17 protein-coding genes are annotated in these 26418 nt (G+C 58.9%); 16 read left to right on the top strand and 1 reads right to left on the bottom strand.

Features of this window, described 5'->3' with window-relative positions:
• Positions 1-52: 52 nt before the first annotated feature.
• A complete protein-coding gene (gene cobA, locus FAES_RS22170; RefSeq protein ID WP_015333424.1) occupies positions 53-859 on the bottom strand; it encodes a uroporphyrinogen-III C-methyltransferase in 807 nt (268 codons plus the stop codon).
• Positions 860-1137: 278 nt separating this feature from the next.
• Here cobA and nirB point away from each other — a divergent pair, with 278 nt between their 5' ends.
• The 16 genes from nirB to FAES_RS22250 all read left to right on the top strand — a co-directional run bounded on the left by nirB (position 1138) and on the right by FAES_RS22250 (position 26402).
• Complete coding sequence (gene nirB / locus FAES_RS22175; RefSeq protein WP_015333425.1) at positions 1138-3657, top strand: nitrite reductase large subunit NirB; 2520 nt, start codon at positions 1138-1140, stop codon at positions 3655-3657.
• A gap of 105 nt (positions 3658-3762) precedes the next feature.
• A complete protein-coding gene (gene nirD, locus FAES_RS22180; protein ID WP_015333426.1) occupies positions 3763-4125 on the top strand; it encodes a nitrite reductase small subunit NirD in 363 nt (120 codons plus the stop codon).
• 50 nt (positions 4126-4175) lie between these two features.
• Positions 4176-5624 carry an ATP-binding protein gene (locus tag FAES_RS22185; RefSeq protein ID WP_015333427.1) on the top strand — a complete coding sequence of 483 codons (1449 nt, stop codon included), beginning with the start codon at positions 4176-4178 and terminating at the stop codon, positions 5622-5624.
• Between the two features lie 38 nt (positions 5625-5662).
• Positions 5663-6349 carry a response regulator transcription factor gene (locus FAES_RS22190; RefSeq protein ID WP_015333428.1) on the top strand — a complete coding sequence of 229 codons (687 nt, stop codon included), beginning with the start codon at positions 5663-5665 and terminating at the stop codon, positions 6347-6349.
• 22 nt (positions 6350-6371) lie between these two features.
• Positions 6372-6926: a cupin domain-containing protein gene (locus FAES_RS22195; protein ID WP_198409038.1), complete on the top strand. Its 555-nt coding sequence runs from the start codon at positions 6372-6374 to the stop codon at positions 6924-6926.
• Positions 6927-7172: 246 nt separating this feature from the next.
• The gene (locus tag FAES_RS22200; RefSeq protein ID WP_015333430.1) at positions 7173-7817 is read left to right on the top strand and encodes a response regulator; all 645 of its coding nucleotides are present in this window, start codon (positions 7173-7175) and stop codon (positions 7815-7817) included.
• Positions 7818-7821: 4 nt separating this feature from the next.
• Entirely contained in the window at positions 7822-9570 is a 1749-nt protein-coding gene (locus FAES_RS22205) for an ATP-binding protein (RefSeq protein WP_015333431.1), read from the top strand.
• Positions 9571-9660: 90 nt separating this feature from the next.
• Positions 9661-12867 carry a SusC/RagA family TonB-linked outer membrane protein gene (locus tag FAES_RS22210; protein ID WP_015333432.1) on the top strand — a complete coding sequence of 1069 codons (3207 nt, stop codon included), beginning with the start codon at positions 9661-9663 and terminating at the stop codon, positions 12865-12867.
• Between the two features lie 133 nt (positions 12868-13000).
• On the top strand, positions 13001-14572 hold the full coding sequence (locus FAES_RS22215) for a RagB/SusD family nutrient uptake outer membrane protein (protein ID WP_041259336.1): 1572 nt from the start codon (positions 13001-13003) through the stop codon (positions 14570-14572).
• Positions 14573-14735: 163 nt separating this feature from the next.
• Positions 14736-15812, top strand: a complete 1077-nt coding sequence (locus FAES_RS22220) for an IPT/TIG domain-containing protein (RefSeq protein WP_015333434.1) — start codon at positions 14736-14738, stop codon at positions 15810-15812.
• Positions 15813-15902: 90 nt separating this feature from the next.
• Entirely contained in the window at positions 15903-17621 is a 1719-nt protein-coding gene (locus tag FAES_RS22225) for a glycosyl hydrolase (protein ID WP_015333435.1), read from the top strand.
• Positions 17622-17640: 19 nt separating this feature from the next.
• Positions 17641-19185 (top strand): TolB family protein, encoded by a 1545-nt coding sequence (locus FAES_RS22230; protein WP_015333436.1) that lies wholly within the window; start codon positions 17641-17643, stop codon positions 19183-19185.
• A 151-nt stretch (positions 19186-19336) separates the two neighbouring features.
• Positions 19337-19993, top strand: a complete 657-nt coding sequence (locus FAES_RS22235) for an RNA polymerase sigma factor (protein WP_015333437.1) — start codon at positions 19337-19339, stop codon at positions 19991-19993.
• Between the two features lie 81 nt (positions 19994-20074).
• A complete protein-coding gene (locus FAES_RS22240; RefSeq protein WP_041258290.1) occupies positions 20075-21199 on the top strand; it encodes a FecR family protein in 1125 nt (374 codons plus the stop codon).
• Positions 21200-21427: 228 nt separating this feature from the next.
• On the top strand, positions 21428-24757 hold the full coding sequence (locus FAES_RS22245; RefSeq protein WP_015333439.1) for a TonB-dependent receptor: 3330 nt from the start codon (positions 21428-21430) through the stop codon (positions 24755-24757).
• A 22-nt stretch (positions 24758-24779) separates the two neighbouring features.
• Entirely contained in the window at positions 24780-26402 is a 1623-nt protein-coding gene (locus FAES_RS22250) for a RagB/SusD family nutrient uptake outer membrane protein (RefSeq protein ID WP_015333440.1), read from the top strand.
• The last annotated feature ends 16 nt before the right edge of the window (positions 26403-26418 follow it).

The following is a 26418-nucleotide window of genomic DNA, read 5'->3' on the forward strand; positions in this document are numbered from 1 at the left end:
TGTTTAGCCGATCCAAAGGTGCCCCCACACCGGATCGGCTTTTTTTGTGGTCTTATAGACCAGCCGCCGCGTACGCAGGTACGTTGCGCAAACACGCAGCCAGATACGACGGGTGCAGCGTCACCACCGCCCCAATAACCAGCACCGCGGGTACCCCAATAGGTGCCCCGGAGGGTGCCCCAATGGGTGTCTCCGCATTATGCTCAGCCATCAGTTGTGGCATGGCCCAGACTTCACCCACGAGGCACTGCTCATCGGGCCGCGTCCCATTCTGCACAACGGCCATCGGCAGGTGCCCACGGCCGGCTTCACAATAGAGCGCGCAGATTTCGTCCAGTTTCCGCAGCCCCATCAGGATTACCACCGTTGCGTTGGACTGCACCGCCAGCCGCAGATCGTTGGAGAGCGCGCCCGTTCGGGTGGTGCCGGTAATGACCCAGAAGCTCTCGCTGATGCCCCGGCTCGTCACGGGAATCCCCTGTGAGGCGGGTACGGCGATGCAACTCGACACCCCCGGTACCACCGTGCACGGAATGCCATGTTGCCGGGCGTAGTCGGCTTCTTCAAACCCGCGCCCGAATACATAGGAGTCGCCGCCTTTCAGCCGCACCACGTGCCCATGCTCCAGGGCCAGCCGCACGATCAGGCTGTTGATCGCCTCCTGCGGGTACGACGGTTTCCCCGCCCGTTTGCCTACGTATAGCGTCTGCGCATCCTCCGGCGCGTAGGCCAGCAGGCTATCGTTGGCCAGATCGTCGTAGAGCACCACGTCGGCCTGTTCGAGGGCCCTGATGCCCTTTAAGGTAATCAGTTCGCCGTCACCGGGACCCGCCCCCACGAGTGTAAGTTTTGGCTGCATAGTAAAACGAGAGATAATACCTTATAGTCAAAAAATACTATTAGTTGAAAATTTCAAATAGTACAATTCTTGGTTCAAAAGTATAGATCAAATTGGCAAAGTCAAGTCATTTTCCAAAAAATATGTTCTCAATCAACAGTAAACCAGAATTTAATAGTAGGTTTTTCAAAAACAGCCCTATAAATTTGAAGTGATCAAGAAAGGGGAATTTTGATCAATTCCTTAGTAAAATACAATTTTAAAACAGGGTGTTTATAATCTCATAGTCACTATCAACTATGCAACACAGCACAAGCAAACGAATTGTCGTCGTTGGCAACGGCATGGTTGGCTACAAATTCTGCGAAAAATTTATAGCCAAAGAAAAAAACGGGCAGGCGTTCAGTCTGACCGTTTTCGGGGAAGAGCCCCGGCCCGCCTATGATCGCGTACATCTGAGTGCCTATCTCGGCGAGAAAACAGCCGACGAGCTCACAATGGCCCCGGTTGGCTGGTACGCCGAGCAGGGCATTACGCTGCACCTGAGCGATCCGGTCGTCGCCATCGATCGGGACCGGCAGCAGGTTCGGTCGCACCACGGTCTGGTAGTGCCTTATGACTATCTGGTGCTGGCTACCGGGTCGGGCGCGTTTGTGCCACCGGTAGCGGGCGTCGATAAAGACGGTGTGTTTGTGTACCGCACCATCGAAGACCTCGACCTCATTCAGGCCTATGCCCGCAAGGCGCGGCGCGGGGCCGTGCTGGGGGGTGGGTTGCTGGGCCTCGAAGCGGCCAAAGCGCTGCTCGACCTGGGGCTCGACGAAGCCCACGTGGTGGAGTTTGCCCCGCGCCTGATGCCCCGGCAGATCGACGAGGCCGGCTCCGAGATTTTACAACGCCAACTCGAAGGACTGGGCCTACAGATTCACCTGGCCAAAAGCACGCAGGCGATCACGGGCAACGAGACGATCACGGGGATGCAATTTACCGACGGCACCCACCTCGACGTGGACATGCTCGTGATTTCGGCGGGCATCCGGCCTCGCGACGAACTGGCCCGGACCGCCGGACTCGCCACGCACCCGCGCGGGGGTATCCTGGTCGATACGTACCTGCGCACCTCAGACCCGGCCATTTTCGCCATCGGCGAGTGCGCGCTGGTGCATGAGATGATCTACGGGCTGGTGGCACCGGGCTACGAAATGGCCGAGGTCGTAGCCACACAACTGCTGGGCGAAAGCCGGGCCTTCCAGCCCTTCGATATGTCGACCAAGCTGAAGCTCATCGGCACCGACGTGGGCAGCTTTGGCGATCCGTTTGCGGGCGAGCCCCTGCACCGGACGATCGTGTACACCAACCGGGCGAAGGGCGTTTATAAGCGGATCAACGTGTCGGCCGATGGCAAGCACCTGCTGGGCGGCATTCTGGTGGGCGACGCCGAGCAGTACAATATGCTCTTGCAGACCTGTAAGAACCAGACTATCCTGCCACCCGACCCCGAAGACCTCATTCTGGGTACGCGCGGCGGTGAGGAAGCCGGGGCCGGTATCATGAGCCTGCCCGACGAGGCCCTGATCTGTTCGTGCGAAGCCCTTACCAAAGCCCGGTTATGCCACGAAATCGGTGAGAATGGCCACACCACGGTTGAGGCGCTGAAGAAAGCGACCAAAGCCTGCACCGGCTGCGGCGGCTGCACGCCGATGGTAAAAGACCTCATCCAGGGCGTGCTCAGTCAGCAAGGCGTCTACGTCCGCAACGTCCTGTGCGAACACTTCGACTACACCCGGCAGGAACTGTTCGACCTGGTGAAGATCAACGGCCTGAAAATCTACACCGACGTACTGAATACCCACGGCCGTGGCGATGGTTGCGAAGTGTGTAAACCCGCCGTGGCGTCAATTCTGGCCAGCCTCTGGAATGAAAACATCCTGCAAAAAGACCGCGCGCCTATCCAGGATTCGAACGACCGGTTCCTGGCCAACATTCAGCGGGGCGGTACGTACTCGGTCGTGCCCCGCATTGCGGGCGGCGAGATTACCCCGCAAAAGCTCATCGTGATCGGGCAGGTCGCGCAGAAATATGGCCTGTATACCAAGATCACGGGCGGGCAGCGCATCGACCTGTTTGGCGCACACGTGGGCGACCTGCCCAACATCTGGGAAGAGCTGGTAGCTGCCGGGTTTGAAAGCGGCCACGCCTATGGCAAGTCGCTGCGGACGGTAAAAAGCTGCGTGGGCACGACCTGGTGCCGCTTCGGCGTGCAGGACTCGGTGACGTTTGCCGTTGAACTGGAAAACCGGTACAAAGGTCTGCGCTCGCCGCACAAGCTCAAGTCGGGCGTGTCGGGCTGCACGCGCGAATGTGCCGAAGCACAGAGCAAAGACTTCGGCATCATCGCGACCGAGAAGGGCTGGAACGTCTATGTGTGTGGCAACGGCGGGGCCAAGCCCCAGCACGCCCAGTTGCTGGCGGCCGACGTCGACAAGGAGACGTGCATCCGGCTGCTGGACCGGTTCCTGATGTTCTATGTCAAGACTGCCGACCCGCTCACCCGCACGGCCACCTGGCTCAACAAACTCGACGGCGGCATGACGTACCTGCGGGCGGTAGTCGTCGACGATGTGCTAGGCATTGCCGCGGAACTCGAACGCGAGATGCAGTTGTTGGTCGACACCTACGCCTGCGAATGGAAAGCGGTGGTCGACAGCCCGGAGCTTCGCCGCCGGTTTGCCCACTTCGTGAACGTACCTGAGCAGAAAGACCCGACGGTGCAGTTCGAACCCATGCGCGACCAGATCCGCGCCAAAGAGTGGGCCTGAGAGCAGTTTCGTGTTTAGTGAAGTTGGCTGACGCGTCTTTCTCGGGCGTCAATCAACGCTAAACACCAATCCTCAACCTTAACCGTTAACCAGCAACTGCCAACCATGGAAGCACTTACTGTAGATACCCAACAACTTACCTGGCATGCCGCCTGCCCGACGGATGCCGTCCCCGCCGATGGCGGCGCCTGCGCCCTGATCGCGGGCAAACAGATCGCCATTTTTAACTTCACCCGCCGGGGCGAATGGTACGCCACCGATAACGAATGTCCCCACCGGCAGCAGATGGCCCTCGGGCGGGGGATGATCGGGAGCCAGGGCGGCGAGCCCAAAGTGGCCTGTCCGTTTCATAAGCGCACCTTTTCGCTGCAAACGGGCCAATGCCTCAACGATGACGCCTACCAGATCAGCACGTACCCGGTTCGGGTAGAAGGCGGTATGGTGTACGTCGGATTATCCGTCGATTAACCGCAGGCTGTAACCCCGGGGTCGGGCGGGTGGCCCGGCCCCTTTCTCCCATGAGTCAACTTGATCAACAGGTAGCCAACCGACTGACCCGCTTCTACATGCTGGCGCTGGCCATCCTGGCGCTTTTGGCGATCAGCGGGCTGGTGTTTATCCGGCACACCATCAGCACCCATTACGACGACAGCCGGGTGGTCAACGTGGCCGGGCGGCAACGGATGCTGAGTCAGCGGCTGACTAAGCTGGCACTGCTGCGAACAGTGAATCTGTCGGCCGCCGATACGGTCTCCTTCGATTCGCTCCTACGTACCTGGAGCCAGTCGCACATTCAGTTGCGCAACGGGACGCTTCGCATGGAGAAGACGTACACCGTCCGGAAAAGCCCAACGCTCGACAGCATGTTTACCCGCATCGAACCCGAGTTTCAGGCGATCAATCGGGGCTTCGCGGTCGTTCGCCAGCCGGGCGCTACACCCGGCCAGCGGCAGCAGGCACTGGCCCTCGTTCTGCAACACGAACTGTCGTTCCTGCAACTGATGAACGAGATTGTCTTTCAGTTCGATACCGAAAGCTTTACGCGAGTCCGTAGTCTTGAGCGCATCGAGTGGCTGCTTACCACCGCGACCCTGCTGACGCTGCTGCTCGAAGGTTTTCTTGTGTTCAGACCCGTCGTGCGCTATGCCCAGCACGTGGTACGGCGGCTGGATCGTTCTGAACGGTCGCTTCAGGCGGCCAACGGGGAGCTGGAACAGGCCAATCAGGAGTTGCTCCGGGCCAACCACCAGTTGGTCGCTACCCAAAAAGAGCTGTTACAGATCACCGAAGAGAAATACCAGCTACAACTGGCCGAAGAAACCATCCGGTCGGCGGCGCTGCTGGAAGGCCAGGAAGACGAACGACGGCGCTTTGCCCGCGAGCTGCACGACGGCATTGGGCAGATGCTCACCGGCCTGAAACTCCACGCCGAAAAGCTGAAATCGACCGCCGTGCTGGACGACAAACAGCGCAGCCGCTTCGCCGACCTCTGCGAGCTGATCTACGACATTATCCAGACAACCCGGCAGGTGTCGTACAACCTGATGCCCTCCACCCTGAGCGATTTCGGGCTGGGGGCCAGCCTGCACCTGCTGGTCGAGCAAACGAGCCGGTCGGTGAGCAGCCAGCTGGTGTATGAAGGCCCGCGCGATGGGCAGCGCCTGCCCCCGGCCGTCGAAATTGGTCTGTACCGGATTGCCCAAGAAGCCCTCAACAACGCCATCAAGCACGCCGACGCGCCACAGATTCGCATTCAACTCCAACAGACACCCCGCCAGGTTGTTCTTTCGGTGCAGGATACTGGCAAAGGGTTTTCCCTGAAAACCAGCACCAAAGCGGCCAGACCACCGGTGAGCGTCAACGGACTCGACAACATGCGGACCCGGACGCGCCTGCTCAACGGCCAATTAACGATCCGCTCGAAACCAAAACAGGGCACCGAAATCAAGGTCTGTCTTTATCTTTAGCCGTATTCATCAACTTAGCCGATCTACTGCTACGCCCAATGGCCATCCGACTTCTCATTGCCGACGATCATGCCGTGGTCAGAAAAGGGATTCGCCTGCTGCTCGAAGACGAATCCGATATTCAGATTGTGGGGGAGGCTTCCGACGGCGACGAAGCCATCGATCTGGTCAACAGTCTGCAACCCGATGTGCTGCTGCTCGACATCACCATGCCCCGCATGTCGGGCATCGAGGTGCTTAAGAGCCTGGGCCAACAGCCCTCTTCCCTGCACACGCTGATTTTTAGCATGCACAGCAACCCCGACTATATCCTGAAAGCCGTACAACACGGGGCAGCCGGCTATTTGCAGAAAGACACCAGCCAGGAAGAGATCCTACAGGCCATCCACGCGGTCATGGGTGGCGAGCTCTATTATCCCCCCAGCGCGTCCACGATCATCATCCGGGAGCTGGTGCTGGGCGCTGCGCCCGCACCGGGTGGCCCAGACGGCCAGCACCAGCCGTCGGCCGTGTCGATCTGGAACAAGATTACCTCGCGGGAAGCGCAGGTGCTGACCTGCCTCATCGAGGGCATGAGCAGCGCCGAAATTGCGGCCCAGTTTGGCAGCAGCGCCAACACCGTCGCCAACCAACGGGCCAGCATCATCCGGAAAGCCGGGGTCAAAAACACCGCCGACCTGATCCGGCTGGCCCTGAGCGAGCCGATGCCCCGCCCGCTCAACTGAGCGTTGGCGAACCACCAGGTACGTGCCAGCATCAGTAGAAGGCGGGCTGTTGGGCTGTTTTGGTGGTATGGCGCCCCCTCCTACTCCAGCTCAGTTTGTTCTGCCCGATACCGGGGCGTTTCCCAACAGTCGGTTGCCCGTGCTGCTCTATCGCGGGGTGGTACCCCCCACGCCCAACCCGGCCGACTGGCTCGAGCAGACGTTTATCGTCAACAACTGGACCAACAACTGGCGTAACGGTATTCTTACCTATCCCCATTACCACAGCACCACCCACGAAGTGCTGGGTATCTATGCCGGCTCGGCCACGCTTCAGTTGGGTGGCGAGAGCGGCCCGCTCATCGACGTGCAGGCAGGCGACGTGCTGGTTCTCCCGGCGGGCGTGGGGCATTGCAACCGACGGCAGAGCGGCGACTTTGGCGTGGTGGGCGGCTACCCCGATGGGCGCGACTGGGATTTGCTCCGCGGCCGGGCGGGCGAGCGGCCCGCCGCCGACCAAGCCATTGCCCGGTTGCCGATTCCGGACTCCGACCCTCTTTTTGGGCTCCAGGGCCCATTAATGCCGATCTGGAAATAAGCCTATCGTACCTTTACTAAAATCTTATTTGCTGGTCAGTTTCGGCCCGCTCTTTCGTTATAGGGTAAACCCTAATGTTTTAAATCTATGGGTTTTCACTATTCTATTTCGCTACTGATAAGTCCTAATTTTGCTATATAAAGTTCTACTTCAATTCGGCGCGAAAGTCGTCTTAGGTAACATACGATACAGCAGGCAGCCAAACCGGGCTATTGCGTAACGATCCTCTTTTTTTAACCGACCAGCATGATACGTGTGTTAATTGCCGATGACCACAATGTCTTCGTGGAAGGGATTGAGTCATTGATTTCCGGCTCGTCTGAAATTGAAGTGACCCAGCGATGCTACGACGTATCGTCGGTGCTTGAGTCGATGGCTCAACACGTCGCCGATGTCATTCTGCTCGACATTTCGTTTCCCCACGTCAACGATGGCCTTGGCCTCTGCGATCACCTCACCAAAGTGTACCCACAGACCAAAGTGATTGCCCTGACCATGCACGACGACGCCAGCCTCATCAAGCGGATGGTGAAGAAGGGGGCTAAAGGATACCTACTGAAAAATACGTCGAAAACCGAGCTGTTGCAGGCGATCCGGATGGTGCATCAGGGAAAACAATATTTTAACGAAGCCATCACCAATATCTTGCTGACGGACGTACCCAAGGCCCGGCGGCAAACGGCCGAAACCGGCATGCGCCCCAACCTGACTCCGCGCGAATCGGAAGTACTGATACTGATTGCGCAGGGGCTAACTACCCAACAAATGGCCACGCAGCTGTTTGTGGGCGTGAAAGCCGTCGAATTTCACCGCAGTAGTCTGCTGCTGAAGTTTGGCGTGCCCAATACGGCGTTGCTGGTGAAGACGGCCATGGAACTGCAATGCATCTGAGCGCATGAACTGGGGCAAGGCTGTTCTTTTCGTTCTCGTTGTCGGCTTTCTGGGGCGGTCGGGCTACGCTCAGACCGATACGTCGGCCATCGAGCGCGAGAAAGCAGCACTTGACCAGCTGTTGAGTACCGAGCAGTACACGCAGGCGGCGCGGGCCTACGAGAAGCTGGCCGACCTCTACCATCAGGTCTATGGCTACAACAAATACACCATCGACGCCTACCTGAATGCCATTTCGCTCTACACCCGTCAGGGCGATTCGCTGGGTAGTTACAACGTCCACATGACCGTTGGCAACTACTACACGCAGGACTATTTCATGCAATCGTATGCCGAAGATCATTTAACGAAAGCGCTGGTGTTTTTTCAGCGCACCAACAACAGACCCAAAATCATCGAGTGCCGGCTGGGGATTGCCAACATGGTTGCCAAAAAAGAGCCGACGCCGGTTTCGCTGATTACCGAACTCAAGGCCATCGAACACATGAGCGAGCAGTACCGACAGGTTTATTTCCAAACGTACGCCCAGAATCTGCTGGCCGATACGTACCTGCGGCTCAAGCGGCCCGACTCGGCCTATCACTACGCCGGGCTCAGTCTGGTGCGTGCGAAAGCGATTAAGGTCAACTGGCTGGTGGCGCTCAACTACTTTTACCTGGGCATTGTGGAGCAGTTTCGGAATCAGCACCGCAAAGCCATCGACTATTACCAGAAGAGCTACGCCATTGCCGAAGTCGAGAAAAACCTGACTACCCTGCGGCAGCTTTCCCGCCACACGGCCGAGAGTTACGCCTACCTCAACGACTACAAGAACGCCTATCGCTTCGAGCAGCGGGCGCTGGAATTCACCAATCAGTTCTACTATTCGGAGCAGACAAAGAGCATCCGGTTGCAGGAGCTGAACAGCCAGATCAAATCGCTGGCCGTCGAAAAACGCCTCGCCGAAGAGCAGAGTCAGCACCAGCAGATGGTCAACTACACGCTGATCGCCGCCTTGCTCGTGAGCATTCTGGGCGTGGTGGCGCTGGTGTTCATGCGGCGGCAGCAGAAGCTGATTGCCCATCAGCAATCGGTGATTGCGCAGCAGCAGATCCGGCAGCTGGAGCTGAAGTCACTACGGGCGATGATCGAAGGGCAGGAAAGCGAACGCAGCCGCATCGCCCGCGACCTGCACGACGGCCTGGGTATTCAGTTGTCGCGCATCAAGCTGTTTGTGGAGGCCCACGAGGAGCAGCTCCCGCACGCCATCAAAGAACCCTTAAACCAGTTTCTGGACGAAGCCTGCACCGAAACCCGCCTGATTTCCAACGACCTGCGCCCCTACGCCCTGTCCACCTTTGGGCTGGTACCGGCCCTCGAAGACCTGGTCCAGAAGCTCAACCTGGTCGAAGGGCCCCGGCTGTCGCTCGAGCATTACGGCGACCTGCCTCCCCTGGGCGACGAAGCCTCGGTGATGATCTACCGGGTGATCCAGGAACTGCTCAACAACGCGCTTAAACACGCGCAGGCCGAGGCCATTACCATTCAACTCATGGCCAGCGACGAAACCCTGCTCATCAGCGTCGACGACGACGGGCGGGGTGGTGATTTTGCCGAAACGGCATCAAGGGGCAACGGCATTGCCAACATCCGGTCGCGCATCGATTACCTCGGTGGCCAGGTGATGTGGCAGAGCGAACCCCAACGGGGGACGTCGGTCATGATTTCGCTGCCGATGTCCCGACTCAGTCAATTGCTTACCCAGGAGGTATAACCCGCAACCAGCTGGCGAGTGGCCAACCCGGCCGAACGCCAAATCTCTACTACCTCTATTTTCTTACTATAACAATCAAACTCTACCACAATGATTAAACGTTTGCTTCCAGTAGCCGTCCTGCTCAGCGGTTGGTTGACAACCAGCGCGGAAGACCGGCCAACAGCAAAGTCGGTCAACGTACCCAGTCGAGGGAGGGTGGCGCACATCACCGCACCCGCCGACGCGAAAGCACTCATCAAGGGGACGGTTTCCGACGATAAAGGCAACGGCCTGCCGGGCGCTACGGTATCGGTGAAAGGCACCCAGTTGGGGACCACCACCGACGTCAACGGGAATTTCTCGATCAATATGCCCGAAGGGGCCAAAACGCTGGTGATTTCGTTCATCGGTATGACTTCGCAGGAAGTAGAGGTGGGCACCCGCACCACCCTGAACATCACGTTGCAGGCCGGTGGGCAGGCGCTCGATGAAGTGGTGGTCATCGGCTACGGTACGGCCAAACGGTCGGACGTGACCTCGTCGATCACGACGGTGAAAGCCGCCGAACTGAAAGACATTCCGGCGGCGGGTATCGACCAGTTGTTGCAGGGTAAAGCGGCCGGGGTAACCGTCACCAGCAACGGGGGTCAGCCCGGTGGTGGGGTGTCGGTGAAGGTGCGGGGCGTGACCTCGATCAACAGCAACGACCCGCTGTTCGTGATCGACGGCGTACCGTTTGTGGGTGGCAACACCTCGTCGAGCTCAGGTTACGCCGGGCTGGGTGGCAGTGACGGCCAAACCGGCAACTCGGTGATGGCCATGCTTAACCCGAACGACATCGAGAGCATCGACGTGCTGAAAGACGCCTCCGCGCAGGCCATCTACGGGTCGCAGGCCGCCAACGGCGTGATCCTGATCACGACCAAGAAAGGCAAAGTAGGCGAAGGCAAGATCAACTACGAAATGTATACCGGGGTGTCGGAAGTAGCCCGCCGCCTCGACCTGTTGAAACTGCGCGATTTTGCCCGGTATCAGAATCAGGTGCTGCCCGCCATCGGGCTTCCCGTTGCCGACGAGTTCAAAAACCCCGATCTGCTGGGCGACGGCACCGACTGGCAGGAGGCCATGTTTCAGCGCGGCAAGATCAACAACCACCAGCTGAGCTTCTCGGGTGGCCGCGACAAAACGACCTATTACCTGTCGCTCAACTACTTCGATAACCAGGGGATCATTCTGGGGTCGGATTTCAAACGGTATGCGTCGCGCTTCAGCATCGATAGCCAGCTAAAAAGCTGGGCAAAGGTGGGCATCAGCGCCAACGTGTCGCGCAGCATCCAGAATGTATCGCTGGCCGACGCCGCCGAAGGCACTATCTGGTGGGGAGCTACTACCAGCCCGCTCACGCCGGTGAAAAACATCGACGGCACCTGGGGTGGCGGTCAGACCGTGGGGGGTGTGCAGTATTATGGTTCCAACCTGGTGGGTAACAGCCAGTTCCGGGGCAACACCAAAACGACCAACAACATCTTCGGTAGCCTGTATGCCGAGCTGTTCTTCACCAAAGAGCTGTCATTGCGCAACGAGGTATCCTACTCGCTGGGGCAGGACAACAACGTCGCTTTCCAGAAAGCCGGTAACGTGGGCAGCACGTCGTTCCGCAGCAAACTGATCGACTCGCGCTCCGACAGCTACTACTGGTCGCTGACCAACTACCTGACGTACAATAAGTACCTGGGTAAACACGGCTTCCAGGCCACGGTCGGCCACCAGGCGCAGAACTCGTACTACCAGGGTATTTCGGGCTCGAAAGTGGATCTGCAGGCGAACATTTTTGACCTCAACACCGGCAACGCCGACCAGACGACCTGGGGCCTGAGCGGTGGCAAAGGCCAATGGGCGATGGAATCGTGGTTTGCCCGCGCCAACTACACCTTCGACGATAAGTATTCGGTGTCGGCCAGCTTCCGCGCCGATGGTTCGTCGAACTTCGGCCCCAACAATCGCTGGGGCTACTTCCCCGGTGTATCGCTGGGCTGGACCATCTCGAACGAGAAATTCATGAAAGGCTCGATCGCCAACGTGGTCAACTACGCGAAATTCCGTGCGGGCTATGGGCTCGTGGGTAACCAGAACTTCCCCGGCGGCGCGCCCAACCCGGCCTACGTGGGGGCAGTGCAGTTCTTCTCGGGGCCGGTTGGTTTCGGTTCGTCGAATATGATCAACGGCATTCCCAACCCGAATCTGAAATGGGAGTCGGTGAAAACGGCCAACGTTGGTCTTGACGTGGGCTTCCTGAACGGCCGCATCGACGCTACGATCGACGTCTACAAGAAAGTCACGTCGGACATGATCATCTTCCTGACCGGCCCGAACCTCATTGGGGTAGGCGATCAGTGGGACGACCTGAAAGCACCGCTGGGCAACGCTGGTCAGATGACCAACACGGGTATCGACCTGAGCATCACCACGACCAACATCAAGAAAGGCAACTTTAGCTGGAAGACGAGCGGCGTGCTGACGCAGTTCACCAACAGCTACGACCGCGCGGCCTCGGCAGCGTCGGCCCTCGATGGCAAGGTGTATTATAACAACTACCTCATCACGCACACCACGCCCGGCCGTCCGGTGGGTTCGTTCTGGGGGTTGCAAACCGACGGGCTGTTCCGCACGCAGGAAGAACTCGACAAATCGCTGCCGCAGTTTGGCTACAAGGTGAATCAGGCGGAAACGTGGCTGGGCGACATCCGCTTCAAAGACGTGAACAACGATGGTAAAATCGACGCCAGCGACTACACCTTCATCGGTAGCCCGCTGCCCAAGTTCACCTGGGGCCTGACCAACACGGTCAACTACGGCGACTTCGATTTCTCGCTGTTCCTGCAAGGGAGCCAGGGTGCCAAGGCCTTCAACTTCCTGCGCTGGCAGCTGGAAGGCCTGAACAACGCCTACACCAACCAGATGACGACGGTCAACGACCGCTACACGGCCGAAAACCCGAACGGATCGCTGCCCCGCTTCACGAGCACCAACAAAAACAACACGGCCATGTCGGACCGGTACGTGGAGGATGCTTCGTATGCCCGGATTCAGAACATCACGCTGGGCTACCGCCTGCCTAAGGCGCTGCTGAGCAAGGCGCACGTGTCGAACCTGCGTATCTACGGCTCGATCCAGAACCTGAAGACGTTCACGAACTACTCGGGTTACGATCCCGAAATCGGCTCGTTCAACAACAGCATCAAGCTGATGAACGTCGACGCCGGTCACTACCCGAACCCCCGCACGTTCACCATCGGCGCGAATCTGCAATTCTAACTGAAACGTCATTAGCTGCGCGTCATTTATAGTCATTAGCCTTCGGCGTCATTCCTGGTTTTCCGCCCAAGGCAGTACAACGAATGACTACCAATGACAGCGCAGCGGAATGACCACCAATAACATTGATATCATGAAACGCAAACTCATATATGCTGCCATGCTGGCTCCGGCTTTGTTCCTGACCAGCTGCAAGGAAGATTTCATTGAGCGGCCTTCGCTGTCGGGCACGACGACGGGCAACTACTACAACAACGCCGACGAAGTACGGGCGGCCACCAGCACACTCTACAGCGGGCTACCCTGGCGCAACTACGAAAGCCGCGCGCAGGATGCCATCGGCGACGTCATGGGAGGCAACATGTTCACCTACACCGACACCGAATACCTGAATTTCACGGTATCGGCGGCATCGGAGCGCGTAGGGGCGTCGTGGGGTGCCTTCTATAAGATCATCGGTTACGCCAACGTGATGCTCAAAACGTTTGAAGAGAAGAAAGCCGCTGGCGGTGGCGCCGCCTACCTCGACCCGGCCATTGCCGAGTGTCATTTCATCCGGGGTATGCTGTATTTCTTCATCGCACGTACCTGGGGTGCCGCGCCGATCATCACCGATCCGGGTGCCACGGCGCTCTCGGGCGACTTCAACATTCCGCGCTACATCCAGAAAGATGTGCTGCGGTTTGCGCTCGAAGAGTTGCAGGCGGCCGAGAAAGGCCTGCCCGAGTCGGACGTACCTGGCCGGGTCACGAAGTATTCGGCGAAAGGCATGATGGCCAAGCTCTACCTGTATCAGAAAGACTACGCCAACGCCAAAACCAAAGCTGAAGAGGTAATCAGTTCAGGCAAGTACATGCTGGTAAGCGACTACACGGGTATGTTCACTAAAGCGAGCATGAACAACAACGCCGAGTCGCTCTTCTCGATTCAGCACCAGTTTGCGCAGGATCCCTGGGGTACGGCCAACATCAAAAACCCCGATCGAGGCGCGGGTGCGCTGCGCACGTCGGAGGCCGATGCCTGGGAAATGTACGTTCCGTCGATGGACATGCTGAAGGAGTATGAGTTTGGTGACCTACGCCGCAAATGGTCGGTGATGGAACACGGCTGGACCAACCCGAACTGGAAACCCCAGCGCGCCAACGCCCCGGCCTATAACGCGTTCATGGCCAATGGGTTCAAATACGATACCCTGCAACCAACCAACGACGGTGGCAGCCTCTCGCCCACCCGCGCCAACATCGTGAAGTACTTTGCCGGACCCGGTAAAACCTACGGTGGCGAACCCGTACTGGGCCAGGGCTCAGGCAACAACGTGGTGCTGCTGCGCTACGCCGACGTGCTGTTGATCTATGCGGAAGCCGTGCTGGCGGGTCAGGCCTCGACCGCCGACGCCAAAGCCCTCGACGCGCTGAACCAGGTGCGGAAACGGGCCGGGCTGAACCCCAAAACGGTGATCACCAACGACGACATTCTGCACGAGCGCCGGGTTGAGTTTGCCTTCGAAGGCGACTACTGGTACGACATTCAGCGGCAGGGCTACGCCAAAGCGAAGGCAATCATCGAGAAGCAGGACCGTGGCTCGAAAGCGTACGGTTCCTTCCTGACCAACTTCTCGGAGGATAAGATGTACCTGCCCATTCCAGCTGGCGAAATCGTTCAGGACCCCGAACTAGGCAAACCCGCCGTTCCGTACTACAAGTGATCATACCTCACCCCTGGCCCCTCTCCTTAAAACGAGGAGAGGGGGACATAAACGTCAACCTTGAGCCGAGTTTACCCGATCTGTTAGTAGCCAGTTTGGGAAACTCCCCTCTCCTGAAAATCAGGAGAGGGGCCGGGGGTGAGGTCCAAACCAACGCATAGTCATGACTCTCTATAAATCAACGTACTTCGCAGGCGTAGCCCTGCTCGCCGGACTGGCCCTGACGGCTTGTCAGAAAGACACCGACGGCAGCCCGCAGATTGCCCCCGGTAATCCCGTTGCCACCAAAATCTTCCCCGACTCGGCGGCGGGCGGAGTAGCCGTTACCCTTACGGGGACAGGGCTGGGCGACATCCGCACCATTATGTTCGAGAAACAGAACGTACCGGCGGGCTTCCAGAGCACCCTCAACACCGACGGAGCGCTCATCTTCCGCGTACCGGCCGAAGCCGCAGGTGGGGTACAGAACATCATCTTCACGAACAGCGCCGGACAGTCGCTGAAGGTGCCGTTCAAGGTGCTCGCCTACCCGACCGTCAGCGACGTATCGGATTACAACTTCACGAAAGGCACGGTCATCACCATCAACGGTAACAACTTCGACGATGTGACGACCGTCGCCGTAGCCGACTCGCTGAAGGGCATTTCGGATAACGCCACCATCGTGTCGAAATCGAAGAAGCAGCTGGTTGTGCAGATGCCTGCCACCACCCTGAACCGGGCTACGCTGGCCATCACCAACAGCACCGGCCGGATTCGGACCAAGCAGGAATTCGTGAACATCGACAAAGCCATGCCGGTCTTTACCGACGCCTACGGCACGTTCGTTGACAACTCGTGGGGCGATGCCGGCGCTGTTTCGACCAAAGAAGCGAAAGACGGCAAGGCATCGGCCGCCAAGACCTTCCAGAAAGGCAACTGGCACCTGATCGGCTTCGCCAACTGGGCGGGCATGGCGTATGACCCCACCTACACCTACGTGACGGGCTGGATCAAAGGCGCCTCGGCCGACTACTCGCTCTACCTCACCACCGACGCGGCCAAAGCCGGTTTCGGTGGATTCGACGAGAAAAACCGGATCGACGTGAAAGCCGGGACGTGGACGTACTTCAAATTCAAGATTTCAGACATCGATTTCTGGTCGGCGGGCTCAACGCTGAAACAGGTCGGTTTCCGCATCAAAGGCCCCGACAAGCAGGACGAAACGTTCTACTTCGACGACATTTTACTTGTGAAATAGTGCGCCTGAGTACCTAAACCATCATGGGTAGCCTTTCGCTACCTGTGGTGGTTTTTTTCTGCCCAATCGTTTGCCTTTTCAGCGCTGCCCATGAATGACTCTACGCTTTTCAACTATCGCCATCTCTTTGCCATACTCTTAGTAGTCAGCCAGTTAGCAATCGCAACGCGAACCTTAGGGGCCGATCCCATCCGCATCGAAGCCGAGTCAGGTACGTTGGCGGGCGTGGAAATAGCCACCGTTGCGACGGGGTTTTCCGGCAAGGGGTACGTCACGGGTTTCGACAACGCCACCGATCAGCTCAGCCTGAGCGCCACCGTACCGGCGGGCCTCTACGAACTGACCATCGGTTACCGCTCGGCGTCGGGCGACAAAGGCATCGATTTTCAGGTTAACGGCAGCCCGGCTAGCGGCACGCTCAAACAGACCGCTGGCTTCAGGCCGTTTAGTGGCGGAAAATTCCTGCTCACAGGCGGCAACACCATCATCACCATCTTTCGGGGCTGGGGTTATTTCGACATCGACTACGTGTTGCTGACGCCTGCAACGGTGAAACGCCCCACCAAACCCACGTCCCAGCTGAGCGACGCCGCCGCGACCCCCTCCACGCTGGGTCTGTATGCCTTTCTGGTCGATCAGTATGGCCAGAAAGTGATTGCCGGGCAACAGGACGACGTAGAGTATGTACTCGACAAAACGGGCAAAGAACCCGCCATTGGCGCGTTTGACCTCATCGACTACTCCCCTACCCGCGTGCAGAACGGGGCCAAACCCCTGCGCAGCAGCGAGGCGTGCATCGACTGGGCAAAAAAAGGCAACGGGCGCGGTATCGTCAGCCTGATGTGGCACTGGAACGCCCCCACCGACCTTATTAACCAGGCACCTGATAAACTCTGGTGGCGCGGTTTTTACACCGATGCCACTACCTTCGACCTGAACGTTGCGCTGGCCGATAAAACCAGTCAGCGGTATCAACTGCTGCTGCGCGACATCGACGCCATCGCGACCGAGCTCAAAAAATTCCAGACGGCCGACGTACCTGTGCTCTGGCGGCCGTTGCACGAAGCCCCCGGCGGCTGGTTCTGGTGGGGCGCCAAAGGCCCGGCCCCGTTTCGGCAGCTCTGGCAACTCCTCTACGACCGGCTCACCAATTACCACAACCTGCATAACCTCATCTGGGTCTACACCGCCACCGACACGGTCAACCCCGACTGGTACCCCGGCGATGCGTATGTCGATGTGGTAGGGCTCGATATTTACAGCACCCCCAACGCCACCCTCAGCACCAACTGGGATAACGCGCTGGCGCAGTTTGACGGCAAAAAGCTCGTCACCCTTTCCGAATCAGGTAATCCGCCTACCCTCGATGCCATCCGCGGGCTGGCAACCTGGTGGTCGTGGTTCGCCGTCTGGACGGGTACCGACTACATCAAAAAGCAGCCCGTCGAGCAACTGCGTGCGCTCTTCACCGATGCCGACGTTATCACCCGCGACGAACTGCCTGACTGGCGCAAAGCCATTACGCCCCTCATCACGGGCGTTGACCCTGACCCCGGTTACCACGTCACGGCGATGGGCAACCCCATCGATGGCAGTCAGGTCGATCTGGACATTGAGGGGGCCGAAGGGCAGGCCCTCCGGTTCGTGGTGTTCGACACGCGGGGCCGCCAACTGACCGAACGCGCCGTGACGCCCCGCACCGCGACCTTGCGCTACTCATTTCCGCTCGGTTCCCACGAGCCGGGCCTTTACCTCATACGTATATTCTCGGCAACGAAGGCTTCTACCTTAAAGCTGATTAAATCCTAAACGCCAACGTACCCAGTCCATGAACTCACTCGCCTACCCCCGCGTGGCCATCGTGCTGCTGTGCCTGCTGACGGCCTCGGCCACCCACGCCCAACCCCTCGGCCTCTTCGACGGCCATACTGATGTCGGTAAGGTCAAAAAGGCCGGGTCGGCCCGCTACGACGCCAAGAAAGACGAATACATGCTCACCGGTGCCGGTTACAACATCTGGTTCGACCACGACGAATTTCACTTCCTGTGGAAACGCATGAAGGGCGATTTCATCCTGACCACCCGCGCCAGCCTGATCGGCAAGGGCGTCGATCCGCACCGCAAAGTCGGCTGGATGGTGCGCAGCAGCCTCGACAGCAATTCGGCCCACATCAACGCTGCCGAGCACGGCGACGGCCTCACCTCACTCCAGTTTCGCCGCAAGACCGGAGCCCTGACCGAAGAGGTGAAGGCCAAAATGACCGGTGCCGACGTGATCCAACTGGCGCGGCGGGGCAACACCTACACCATGTCGGTAGCCAAATTTGGGGAGCCGTTCATCACCGAGCAGGTCACCGACCTCGATCTGGGCGACGACGTGTACGTGGGGCTGTTCATCGGCTCGCACAATAAAGACGTGGTGGAACAGGGCGTCTTCAGCGACGTGCGCATCAGCATACCGGCGCGCGAAAACTTCGTCCCCTACCGCGAATACATCGGCAGCAACATTGAAGTACTCGACCTGGCCACTACCCGCCGCAACATCCTCTACTACTCGCCCGAGTCGTTGCAGGCCCCCAACTGGACACCCGACAACAAAGCCTTTATCTACAACAGCAACGGCAAGATTTATCGCTTCGACCTGAAGAAGAAAACGCCCGCGCTGCTCAACACCGACTACGTCACCAACAACAACAACGACCACGTGCTGTCGTTCGATGGCAAGATGCTCGGCCTCAGCAGCAGTAGCAAAGACCACGGTAACAAGTCGATCGTGTATACGGTGTCGGTTGGGGGCGGCAAACCCAAACAGATCACGCCCGTTGGGCACTCCTACCTGCACGGCTGGTCGCCCGATGGGAAATGGCTGGTCTACACGGCGCAGCGCGACGGCGAGTTCGACATTTATAAAGTAAGCAGCACGGGTGGTCCCGAAACGCAGCTCACTACCGCCAAAGCCCTCGACGACGGCCCCGAGTACTCGCCCGACGGCAAGTACATTTATTTCAACTCGACCCGTAGTGGCCTGATGCAGATCTGGCGCATGGATGCCGACGGCAGCAACCAGATCCAGATCACCAACGACGAGTTCAACAACTGGTTTCCGCACATCTCACCCGATGGCAAACAGATGGTGATCCTGTCGTTCCTGAAGGATATTTCGCCCGACGATCACCCCTTCTACAAGCAGGTCTACCTGCGGCACATTCCCATCGAGAACGGCCAACCCGCCAAAACTACCCCCAGGGTACTGGCCTACATCTACGGCGGTCAGGGCACCATCAACACCCCGTCGTGGTCGCCCGACAGCAAAAAACTCGCCTTCATCAGCAATTCGGCGCCCCTGAGCGCCGCTCCCACCTCGGGCAAATAAGCTAACGCCTGCCTGGGTGCCAAGCCGCGTCAGCACCGCCTGAACGCGGCTTGGCTGGTTTATGACGGTCTGATGCGGCGGCATGGGTAAATCGGTGCTAAAATATCTTGGTAATGTATAGTTTTGTAAAAATACCCAGCCTAACCAGCCTATGCCGATCTTCGTCATAAACCGATCGCCCCAGCCCGATACGCCGGGCGCCATGCCCGAACTGTCGGTTGAGCAGCGGCTATGGGCGGGGTTCATGGCGGGTGACGAAACGGCCCTCAATACCCTGATGACGACCCACTACCGGTCGCTGTTCCGGTACGGCACCCGTTTTTCCAAAGACCGCGAGTTCATCAAAGACGCCATTCAGGACCTGTTTCTGCACCTGTGGGAGCGCCGCACATTTCTTCGGAAAGACGTGGCCATCAAGCCCTATCTGATGGCGTCGCTGCGCCGGGCCATGCACCGGAACGTACCCAGCGGCCGCCCCAACCTTGAGCTGGGCGATGAGCAGGAGGCGTTCGCCTTTGTGTTTTCGGTGGAAGAGCAGTTCATTCAGCACGAAACCACGTTCCAACGTACCCAGCGCATGCAGCAGTTGCTCGACACGCTGCCCCGCCGCCAGAAAGAAGTCATCTACCTGAAATACTTTCAGGAACTCGACCGGGACCACATCGCGCAGGTCATGGACATCGCCCCGCAGACGGTATCGAATCTGCTTCAGTTGGCCCTCCGGCAGCTGCGCCAACAGGGTGCGGCTCAGTTGCTTATGTGGCTGGCCACGGCCTTACTCGCCACAGGTACGTTGGCCACCTGCTAAGAAAAATTAAAAATTTTCTGAAAATCTTGGTATCTGTCGGTAGTTGATGTCTATCTGCTTATGAGCGGCTCAACTCCGGCGATGAAACGATACCTGCAGTACCATATTGATGACTTTGTCTGGGATTTGGCCTTCCGGCAATGGGTCCTGACCCCCACCCGCGAAACCGAAGCGCAGTGGCGGCAATGGCTGGCCGCTCACCCCGACAAAGCCCCGTTAATCGACGAAGCCCGTGCGCTGGTACTGGCCCTGCAACCCGGCGAACTACCACTCAGCGAACAGGAGATTCAACAGGCCGTACAGCGCACCGTGGAACGGACCCGGCAGCGCGATCTGTCTAAGACTGCGGCGCCCACGACCCGACCGCTTCCGTTCTACCGGCGGCCCTGGCTGCGGGCAGCGGCAGCCCTATTACTCCTGCTGGGTATTTCGGGCTGGCTGTGGCTCAACCGCCTGATGACCGGCCCGGCGCTGGTGAGCTACGAACAGCTGGTGACGGAACAGAAACAGACGCTCGTCGAGCGGTTCAACCAGACACAACAGACTATCCCCGTCAAATTGCAGGACGGCTCGCTGGTGCTGCTCAAACCCGGCGGCCGCCTCAGCTACGCACCGGCCTTCCGGGGCCCGCGCCGTGAGGTTTATCTATCGGGCGAGGCCTTCTTTGAGGTTGCCAAAGACGCCAGCAAGCCCTTTCTGATTTACGCCAACGGCCTTACCACCAAGGTACTGGGCACCAGCTTCCTGATAAAAGCCTACCCTAAAGACCCCAACGTAACGGTCGAAGTGAAGACCGGGCGGGTGGCCGTCTTTGCCCAGAAAGACCCGGCGCACCAGCAAAAAGTAGCCGACCGCGATCTGACGGGCCTGGTGCTGGTACCGAACCAGAAAATTGTGTTTGAACGCGAGCAGGCCCGCCTGGCCAAATCGCTGGTCGACAATCCGCAGTTGCTGCCCGGCCCGTCGCAGAAAAACCCGTTTGTCTTCGACGACACCCCCATCCCCACGGTCTTCACCACGCTTGAGCGCGCCTACGGGGTCAATATTGTCTTCGACAGCGATCTGTTGGCCAACTGCCCCCTCACGGCCGAACTGACCGATCAGCCCCTCTTCGAAAAACTCGACATCATCTGCCGGGTCATTGAAGCCCGTTATGATGTGATGGATGGCCAGATCGTGGTGTACAGCCACGGCTGCAAACCCTAGTGCTTATGCCCAAACCACCCACTATCCTAAACGACTACCAGACAGCTGTCTAACGAAAAAGTCGGCAATGCGCCAACATTGCCGACCTGATTGCTCCCCCTGCTGAGTTGGAACCTGAGCCATCCCGTCTACGGGATGCGGGGGATTGTTTTGCCTACTAGTTCTCAAACAAAACGTACCAAAACTATGAAAAAATGGGTACAACGGAAATCTGTATTGGGTAAGCTTATGCACATCACCTGTACACAACTCCTGCTGGCGCTGCTCTGTGTGGGCGCAAGTTTTGCCCACGACGGAAAGGCGCAGGCCGTTCTGGACCAGAAGGTTACGCTACAGGCGCAGGCCACCGACATCCGAACGGTGCTGAACCAGATTGAACAACAGACCGACGCCCGGTTTGTCTTCAGTTCGCGCCTTATCAAGACCAACCGGAAGGTAACGATCTCGGCCACCAACGAATCGCTCGGTACGGTGCTGACCCGTATTCTGAAGCCGCTGCAAATCGACTTCGAGGTGGTGCAACAGCTCATCATGCTCCGCCGGGGCGACAGCATGGGCCTGGCCGAACCGCCCCCCGCCCCCACCGACGACAACGCCCTGGCGGCGCTCGAACGGGTCATTGCTGGCACCGTCGCCGACGAAACCGGCGAAGGCCTGCCCGGCGTCAGCGTCGTGCTTAAAGGCACGCAGCGCGGCAGCACCACCGACGGCGCGGGCAAGTTTCGCCTCGCCATTCCCGACGAGGCCACCTCGCCCGTGCTGGTGTTTTCCTTTGTGGGCTATCTGCCGCAGGAAGTGGCCGTGGGCAATCAGTCGGTGGTCAATGTGTCATTGAAGGCCGACCAGAAATCGCTCGATGAAGTGGTGGTCGTGGGCTACGGCACGCAGTCGAGGCGCGTCGTGACCGGCTCCGTGGCGAAGGTCGATCTTGGCTCGCTGGAAACGACGCCCAACACCAACATCGCGCAGGCGTTGCGCGGCCGGGTGGCGGGCGTTCAGTTTACCGACAACGGCCGGCCGGGGCAGGGCGGCAACATCCTGATTCGCGGGCAACGCTCCATCACGGCTGGCAACAACCCGCTCATTATCCTGGACGGCATTTTCTTCGAAGGCTCCCTGTCCGACATCAACCCCGGCGACATTGAGTCGATGGAGGTGCTGAAAGATGCCTCGGCAACGGCCATTTACGGGGCCCGCGCCGCCAACGGAGTCATTCTGATCTCGTCCAAAAAAGGCACGACCGAAAAGCCGACCATCCGCCTCTCGACGTTCTACGGGGTGTCGAGCTGGAGCCGCAAGCCCAAGCTGCTCTCGCCCGAGCGCTACCTGCAAAAGGTCCTTGACTACCGATCGCAGGCCGGTCTGGCGTCAGATCCCGCCAAAGTAGCCGACTACCTCGACGCGACGGAGAAGAAGAACTACCTAGCTGGCAACGTCATCGACCCTTGGGATTTGATTTCGCAGCCGGGCAGCATCCAGAATTACGACCTCAGTATTTCGGGCCGGTCAAGCCGGACCAACTACTTTCTGTCGGCCAACATCAATAAAGACAAAGGTCTGATTTACAACGATAACGCCAGCCGAACCAGCGTGCGGGTGAACGTCGAGAACCAGATCACCGACTGGGTACGTATCGGCGTCAATGCGCAGTATGCCGAGCGCGACCTGTCGGGGCAGGAAGGCAACCTCGGCGCGGCCTTCTGGACCACGCCCTTCGTGTCGCCCTGGCTCGACGAAGCCAAAACCGACCCCAACCCGTTCCCGACGGAAGACAACCTGGCCGGCTCGGTGCTGTTCAACGCCATCATCAACCAGAACGAAGAAAAGCAGCGGAACCTGTTCGCCAATTTCTTCGGGATCGTCGACGTGCCGTTTGTGAAGGGGCTCTCGTACCGGCTCAACTACTCACCCAATTATCGCTGGTATGAACTGAACAACTTCAGCCCGGTGTATCAGCGCAACGGCATCAACTCGACGGGCAGCGCCAACCGCCGCACCGATTTCAACCGCAACTGGGTGCTGGAAAACATCCTGACCTATTCACGGCAGTTCGGGCAGGACCATAACCTCGACCTGACGCTGCTCTACGGCCGCAATCAGGCCTACTCCAACTCACTGGTCGGGTCGGGCGTGGATTTCACCGGGTCGAGCGACGCCAACGGCTGGAACAACCTGGCGCTGGCCAAAATCCAGACCACCACGAGCACGGCCTCGCAAGTCGACGCCATCTCGTCGATGGCCCGCCTCAACTACCGCCTGAAAGACCGCTACCTGCTGACGTTCACGACCCGACGCGATGGCAACTCGGTGTTTGGGGCCAACAACAAATTCGCCATTTTCCCCTCGGCGGCCCTGGGCTGGATCGTATCCAACGAGTCGTTCATGAAACAGGTACCGCTGGTTAACCTGCTGAAGCTGCGGGTGTCGTATGGGTCGGTGGGCAACCAGGCCATTCAGCCCTACAGCACGCTGGTACGGCAGGGTCAGGGTCTCTACGTATTTGGTGATGGTGGCACCACCTCGGTGGGGCTTTTCCCGGCCAACATGGCCAACCCCAACCTGCGCTGGGAAACTACCACCACTACCAACCTGGCCGTTGATTTCGAATTGCTGAAAGGGCGCATCGGTGGCACCGTCGAGTGGTACAACATGGACACCAAAGACCTGCTGCTCAACCGGCAGTTACCCACGCCAACGGGTTTTTCGAGCGTGCTGACCAACGTGGGCGCCACCAACAACCGGGGTTTAGAACTGAGCCTGAGCACGGTAAACGTGAAACGTAGCGGGCTGGAATGGTCGAGCAACATCATCTTCTCCTCGAACCGCAACCGCATTGTCCACATCTACAACAGCGATATCAACGGCGACGGCGTCGAAGACAACGACATCGGCAACCAGTGGTTTGTGGGAAAGCCCATTCAGGTGATTTACGACTACACCTTCGACGGTATTTATCAGGCCAACGACCAGATTCCGACCGGGCAGAAAGCCGGTTTTGTCCGGGTCAAAGACCTCAACGGGGATGGTAAAATCGACGCCAATGACCGCAGCGTGATTGGCAACCGCGACGCACGTTTCCGGTGGAGTTTCACCAACAACCTGCGGGTGGGGCCATTCAACCTCATGGTGATGCTCAACTCGATGCTGGGCTGGCAGGGCGTCAACCTACTGGGGGCGACCAGCGAGCGCGTGACGGTGAATGACAATGGTAATTTTCCGAGCCGGGTCACCAATTTCCAGGATCTGGGCTGGTGGACGCCCGACAACAAGTCGAACACCCGGCCGTCGCTGGTGTATTCCAACCCGCTGGCTACGGCGGCCGGCCTCATCGAAAGCCGCGATTTTGTGCGCCTGCAGGAAGTATCGCTGTCGTACGACGTACCCAAGCCCGTGCTGAACAAGCTCAAGATGGCGTCGTTGCGGGTGTTTGTCAGCGGGCGTAACCTGTATACACTCACCAACTGGACGGGCGTCGACCCCGAAACGGGCTACAACAACCGCTTCTCGATTTACCCCACGCCCCGCACCCTGTCGGCTGGCCTCAACTTCAGTTTTTAATCGTTTCGTCTGACACATACCTATGGAACATAGCATCAAAAAACTGGTCACCGGCCTGCTGCTGATCAGCGGGTTGCTCCTGACCCAGAGCTGCGATGAGGCGGTCCTCAACGAAAAACCGCTGGCCTTCCTCTCGCCCGACGTCACGCTGGTCAACAACGCCGGTTTTCAAAGCGCCATCGTGGGGCTGCACCAAGGCTTCCGCGAATTGTTTGGCCAGAACAACGACAACGCCGACGGCTGGTGGTCGCTGTATTTTGGCACCGACATCGGCACCATCGGCACCCGCGACGCCCACCTGCGCGATTACTCCACGCAACTGACGCCTACTTTCTTCGGCGTGACGTGGTTCTGGAACTGGGGCTACCTGACCATGCTACCCCGGGCCAATCAGATCATCGAGTACGCCCAGCGCCCCACGGCCACCTGGACCAGCGAGGCCCAGAAAAACGCCGTCATCGCCGAGGCCCGGTTCTTCCGCGCCTACACGCTCAACCTGCTCACCAACCTCTACGGCGACGTACCCGTAGCCGACAAAGTGTTTACCGAACCCAAGGTCGATTTTCAGCGGACGTCCCGTAAAGACGTGCTGGCGTTCGTGCGGGCCGATCTGGAATTTGCCTCCCAGAACCTCCCCCTGACGACCACCATTCAGGGCCGGATCACCAAAGATGCCGCCGACCACCTGCTGACCGAGGTAGCTATCAGTCAGGGCGAATACGATCGGGCCATCGCCGCCGCGACCTCCGTCATTTCGTCGGGCCGCAACCAGCTGATGACCAGCCGCTTCGGCAGCACACGTACCCAGCCTGGCGACGTGTATTCCGATCTCTGGAAAGACGGCAACCAGAACCGGTCGTCGGGGAATCTGGAAAACATCTGGGTGATGCAGTACGAGTTTCAAACGCCGGGCGGCTCGCCTACGTCGGGCTTTGCCAAACCCTGGCTGCGGGCCTGGGGGGCGCGCTACTTCGATGTGCGCGATCCCAACAACGCCCCCGGTGGGCTGGTCGTCGATAGCCTCGGGCGAGGCGTAAGCTGGATGCGGCCCAATACCCACGTCCTGCACACGATCTGGCGCGAAGACCCGGCCGACATGCGCAATTCGCCCAACAACATCCGGCGACAGTGGTACTACAACAACCCCTCGTCGCGGTTCTTCGGGCAGCCCATCAAACCGCATCAGTACCTCGACACGCTCTACCACATTTACCCCTCGTTCAAGAAAATCGAAGGGCTTTCGCTGGCCGGGGCCACCAACACCCGCACCTTCAGCGACTGGCCCATGATGCGGCTGGCCGAAACGTACCTGCTGCGCGCCGAAGCCCACCTGCTGAAAGGCGATAAGCAGAAGGCCGCCGACAACATCAACGTGGTACGGAGCCGGGCCAACGCCAAGCCCGTAACCGCCGACCGCGTCGACCTCGACTACCTGCTCGACGAACGCCTGCGCGAACTGATCGTGGAAGAACCCCGCCGCCTCACGCTGAGCCGGATGGGCAAGCTGGTCGACCGCACCAAGCGCTACAATGGCTATCCGCTGACGGTCAGTACCGTTCAGGACAAAAACGCGCTGTTCCCCATTCCGCAGACGTTTATCGACGCCAATTTTGGGTTTAAAGTGGCCCAGAATCCCGGCTATTAACTCAGTTTAACCGCTG

It is taken from the genome of Fibrella aestuarina BUZ 2, from assembly GCF_000331105.1.
GTDB lineage: Bacteria > Bacteroidota > Bacteroidia > Cytophagales > Spirosomataceae > Fibrella > Fibrella aestuarina.

Excerpts from the sequence above, each read along its gene's own strand:
- cobA (WP_015333424.1), bottom strand. The coding sequence starts at position 859 with ATGCAGCCAAAACTTACACTCGTGGGGGCGGGTCCCGGTGACGGCGAA.
- nirB (WP_015333425.1), top strand. The coding sequence starts at position 1,138 with ATGCAACACAGCACAAGCAAACGAATTGTCGTCGTTGGCAACGGCATG.
- nirD (WP_015333426.1), top strand. The coding sequence starts at position 3,763 with ATGGAAGCACTTACTGTAGATACCCAACAACTTACCTGGCATGCCGCC.
- FAES_RS22185 (WP_015333427.1), top strand. The coding sequence starts at position 4,176 with ATGAGTCAACTTGATCAACAGGTAGCCAACCGACTGACCCGCTTCTAC.
- FAES_RS22190 (WP_015333428.1), top strand. The coding sequence starts at position 5,663 with ATGGCCATCCGACTTCTCATTGCCGACGATCATGCCGTGGTCAGAAAA.
- FAES_RS22200 (WP_015333430.1), top strand. The coding sequence starts at position 7,173 with ATGATACGTGTGTTAATTGCCGATGACCACAATGTCTTCGTGGAAGGG.
- FAES_RS22205 (WP_015333431.1), top strand. The coding sequence starts at position 7,822 with ATGAACTGGGGCAAGGCTGTTCTTTTCGTTCTCGTTGTCGGCTTTCTG.
- FAES_RS22210 (WP_015333432.1), top strand. The coding sequence starts at position 9,661 with ATGATTAAACGTTTGCTTCCAGTAGCCGTCCTGCTCAGCGGTTGGTTG.
- FAES_RS22215 (WP_041259336.1), top strand. The coding sequence starts at position 13,001 with ATGAAACGCAAACTCATATATGCTGCCATGCTGGCTCCGGCTTTGTTC.
- FAES_RS22220 (WP_015333434.1), top strand. The coding sequence starts at position 14,736 with ATGACTCTCTATAAATCAACGTACTTCGCAGGCGTAGCCCTGCTCGCC.
- FAES_RS22225 (WP_015333435.1), top strand. The coding sequence starts at position 15,903 with ATGAATGACTCTACGCTTTTCAACTATCGCCATCTCTTTGCCATACTC.
- FAES_RS22230 (WP_015333436.1), top strand. The coding sequence starts at position 17,641 with ATGAACTCACTCGCCTACCCCCGCGTGGCCATCGTGCTGCTGTGCCTG.
- FAES_RS22235 (WP_015333437.1), top strand. The coding sequence starts at position 19,337 with ATGCCGATCTTCGTCATAAACCGATCGCCCCAGCCCGATACGCCGGGC.
- FAES_RS22240 (WP_041258290.1), top strand. The coding sequence starts at position 20,075 with ATGAAACGATACCTGCAGTACCATATTGATGACTTTGTCTGGGATTTG.
- FAES_RS22245 (WP_015333439.1), top strand. The coding sequence starts at position 21,428 with ATGCACATCACCTGTACACAACTCCTGCTGGCGCTGCTCTGTGTGGGC.
- FAES_RS22250 (WP_015333440.1), top strand. The coding sequence starts at position 24,780 with ATGGAACATAGCATCAAAAAACTGGTCACCGGCCTGCTGCTGATCAGC.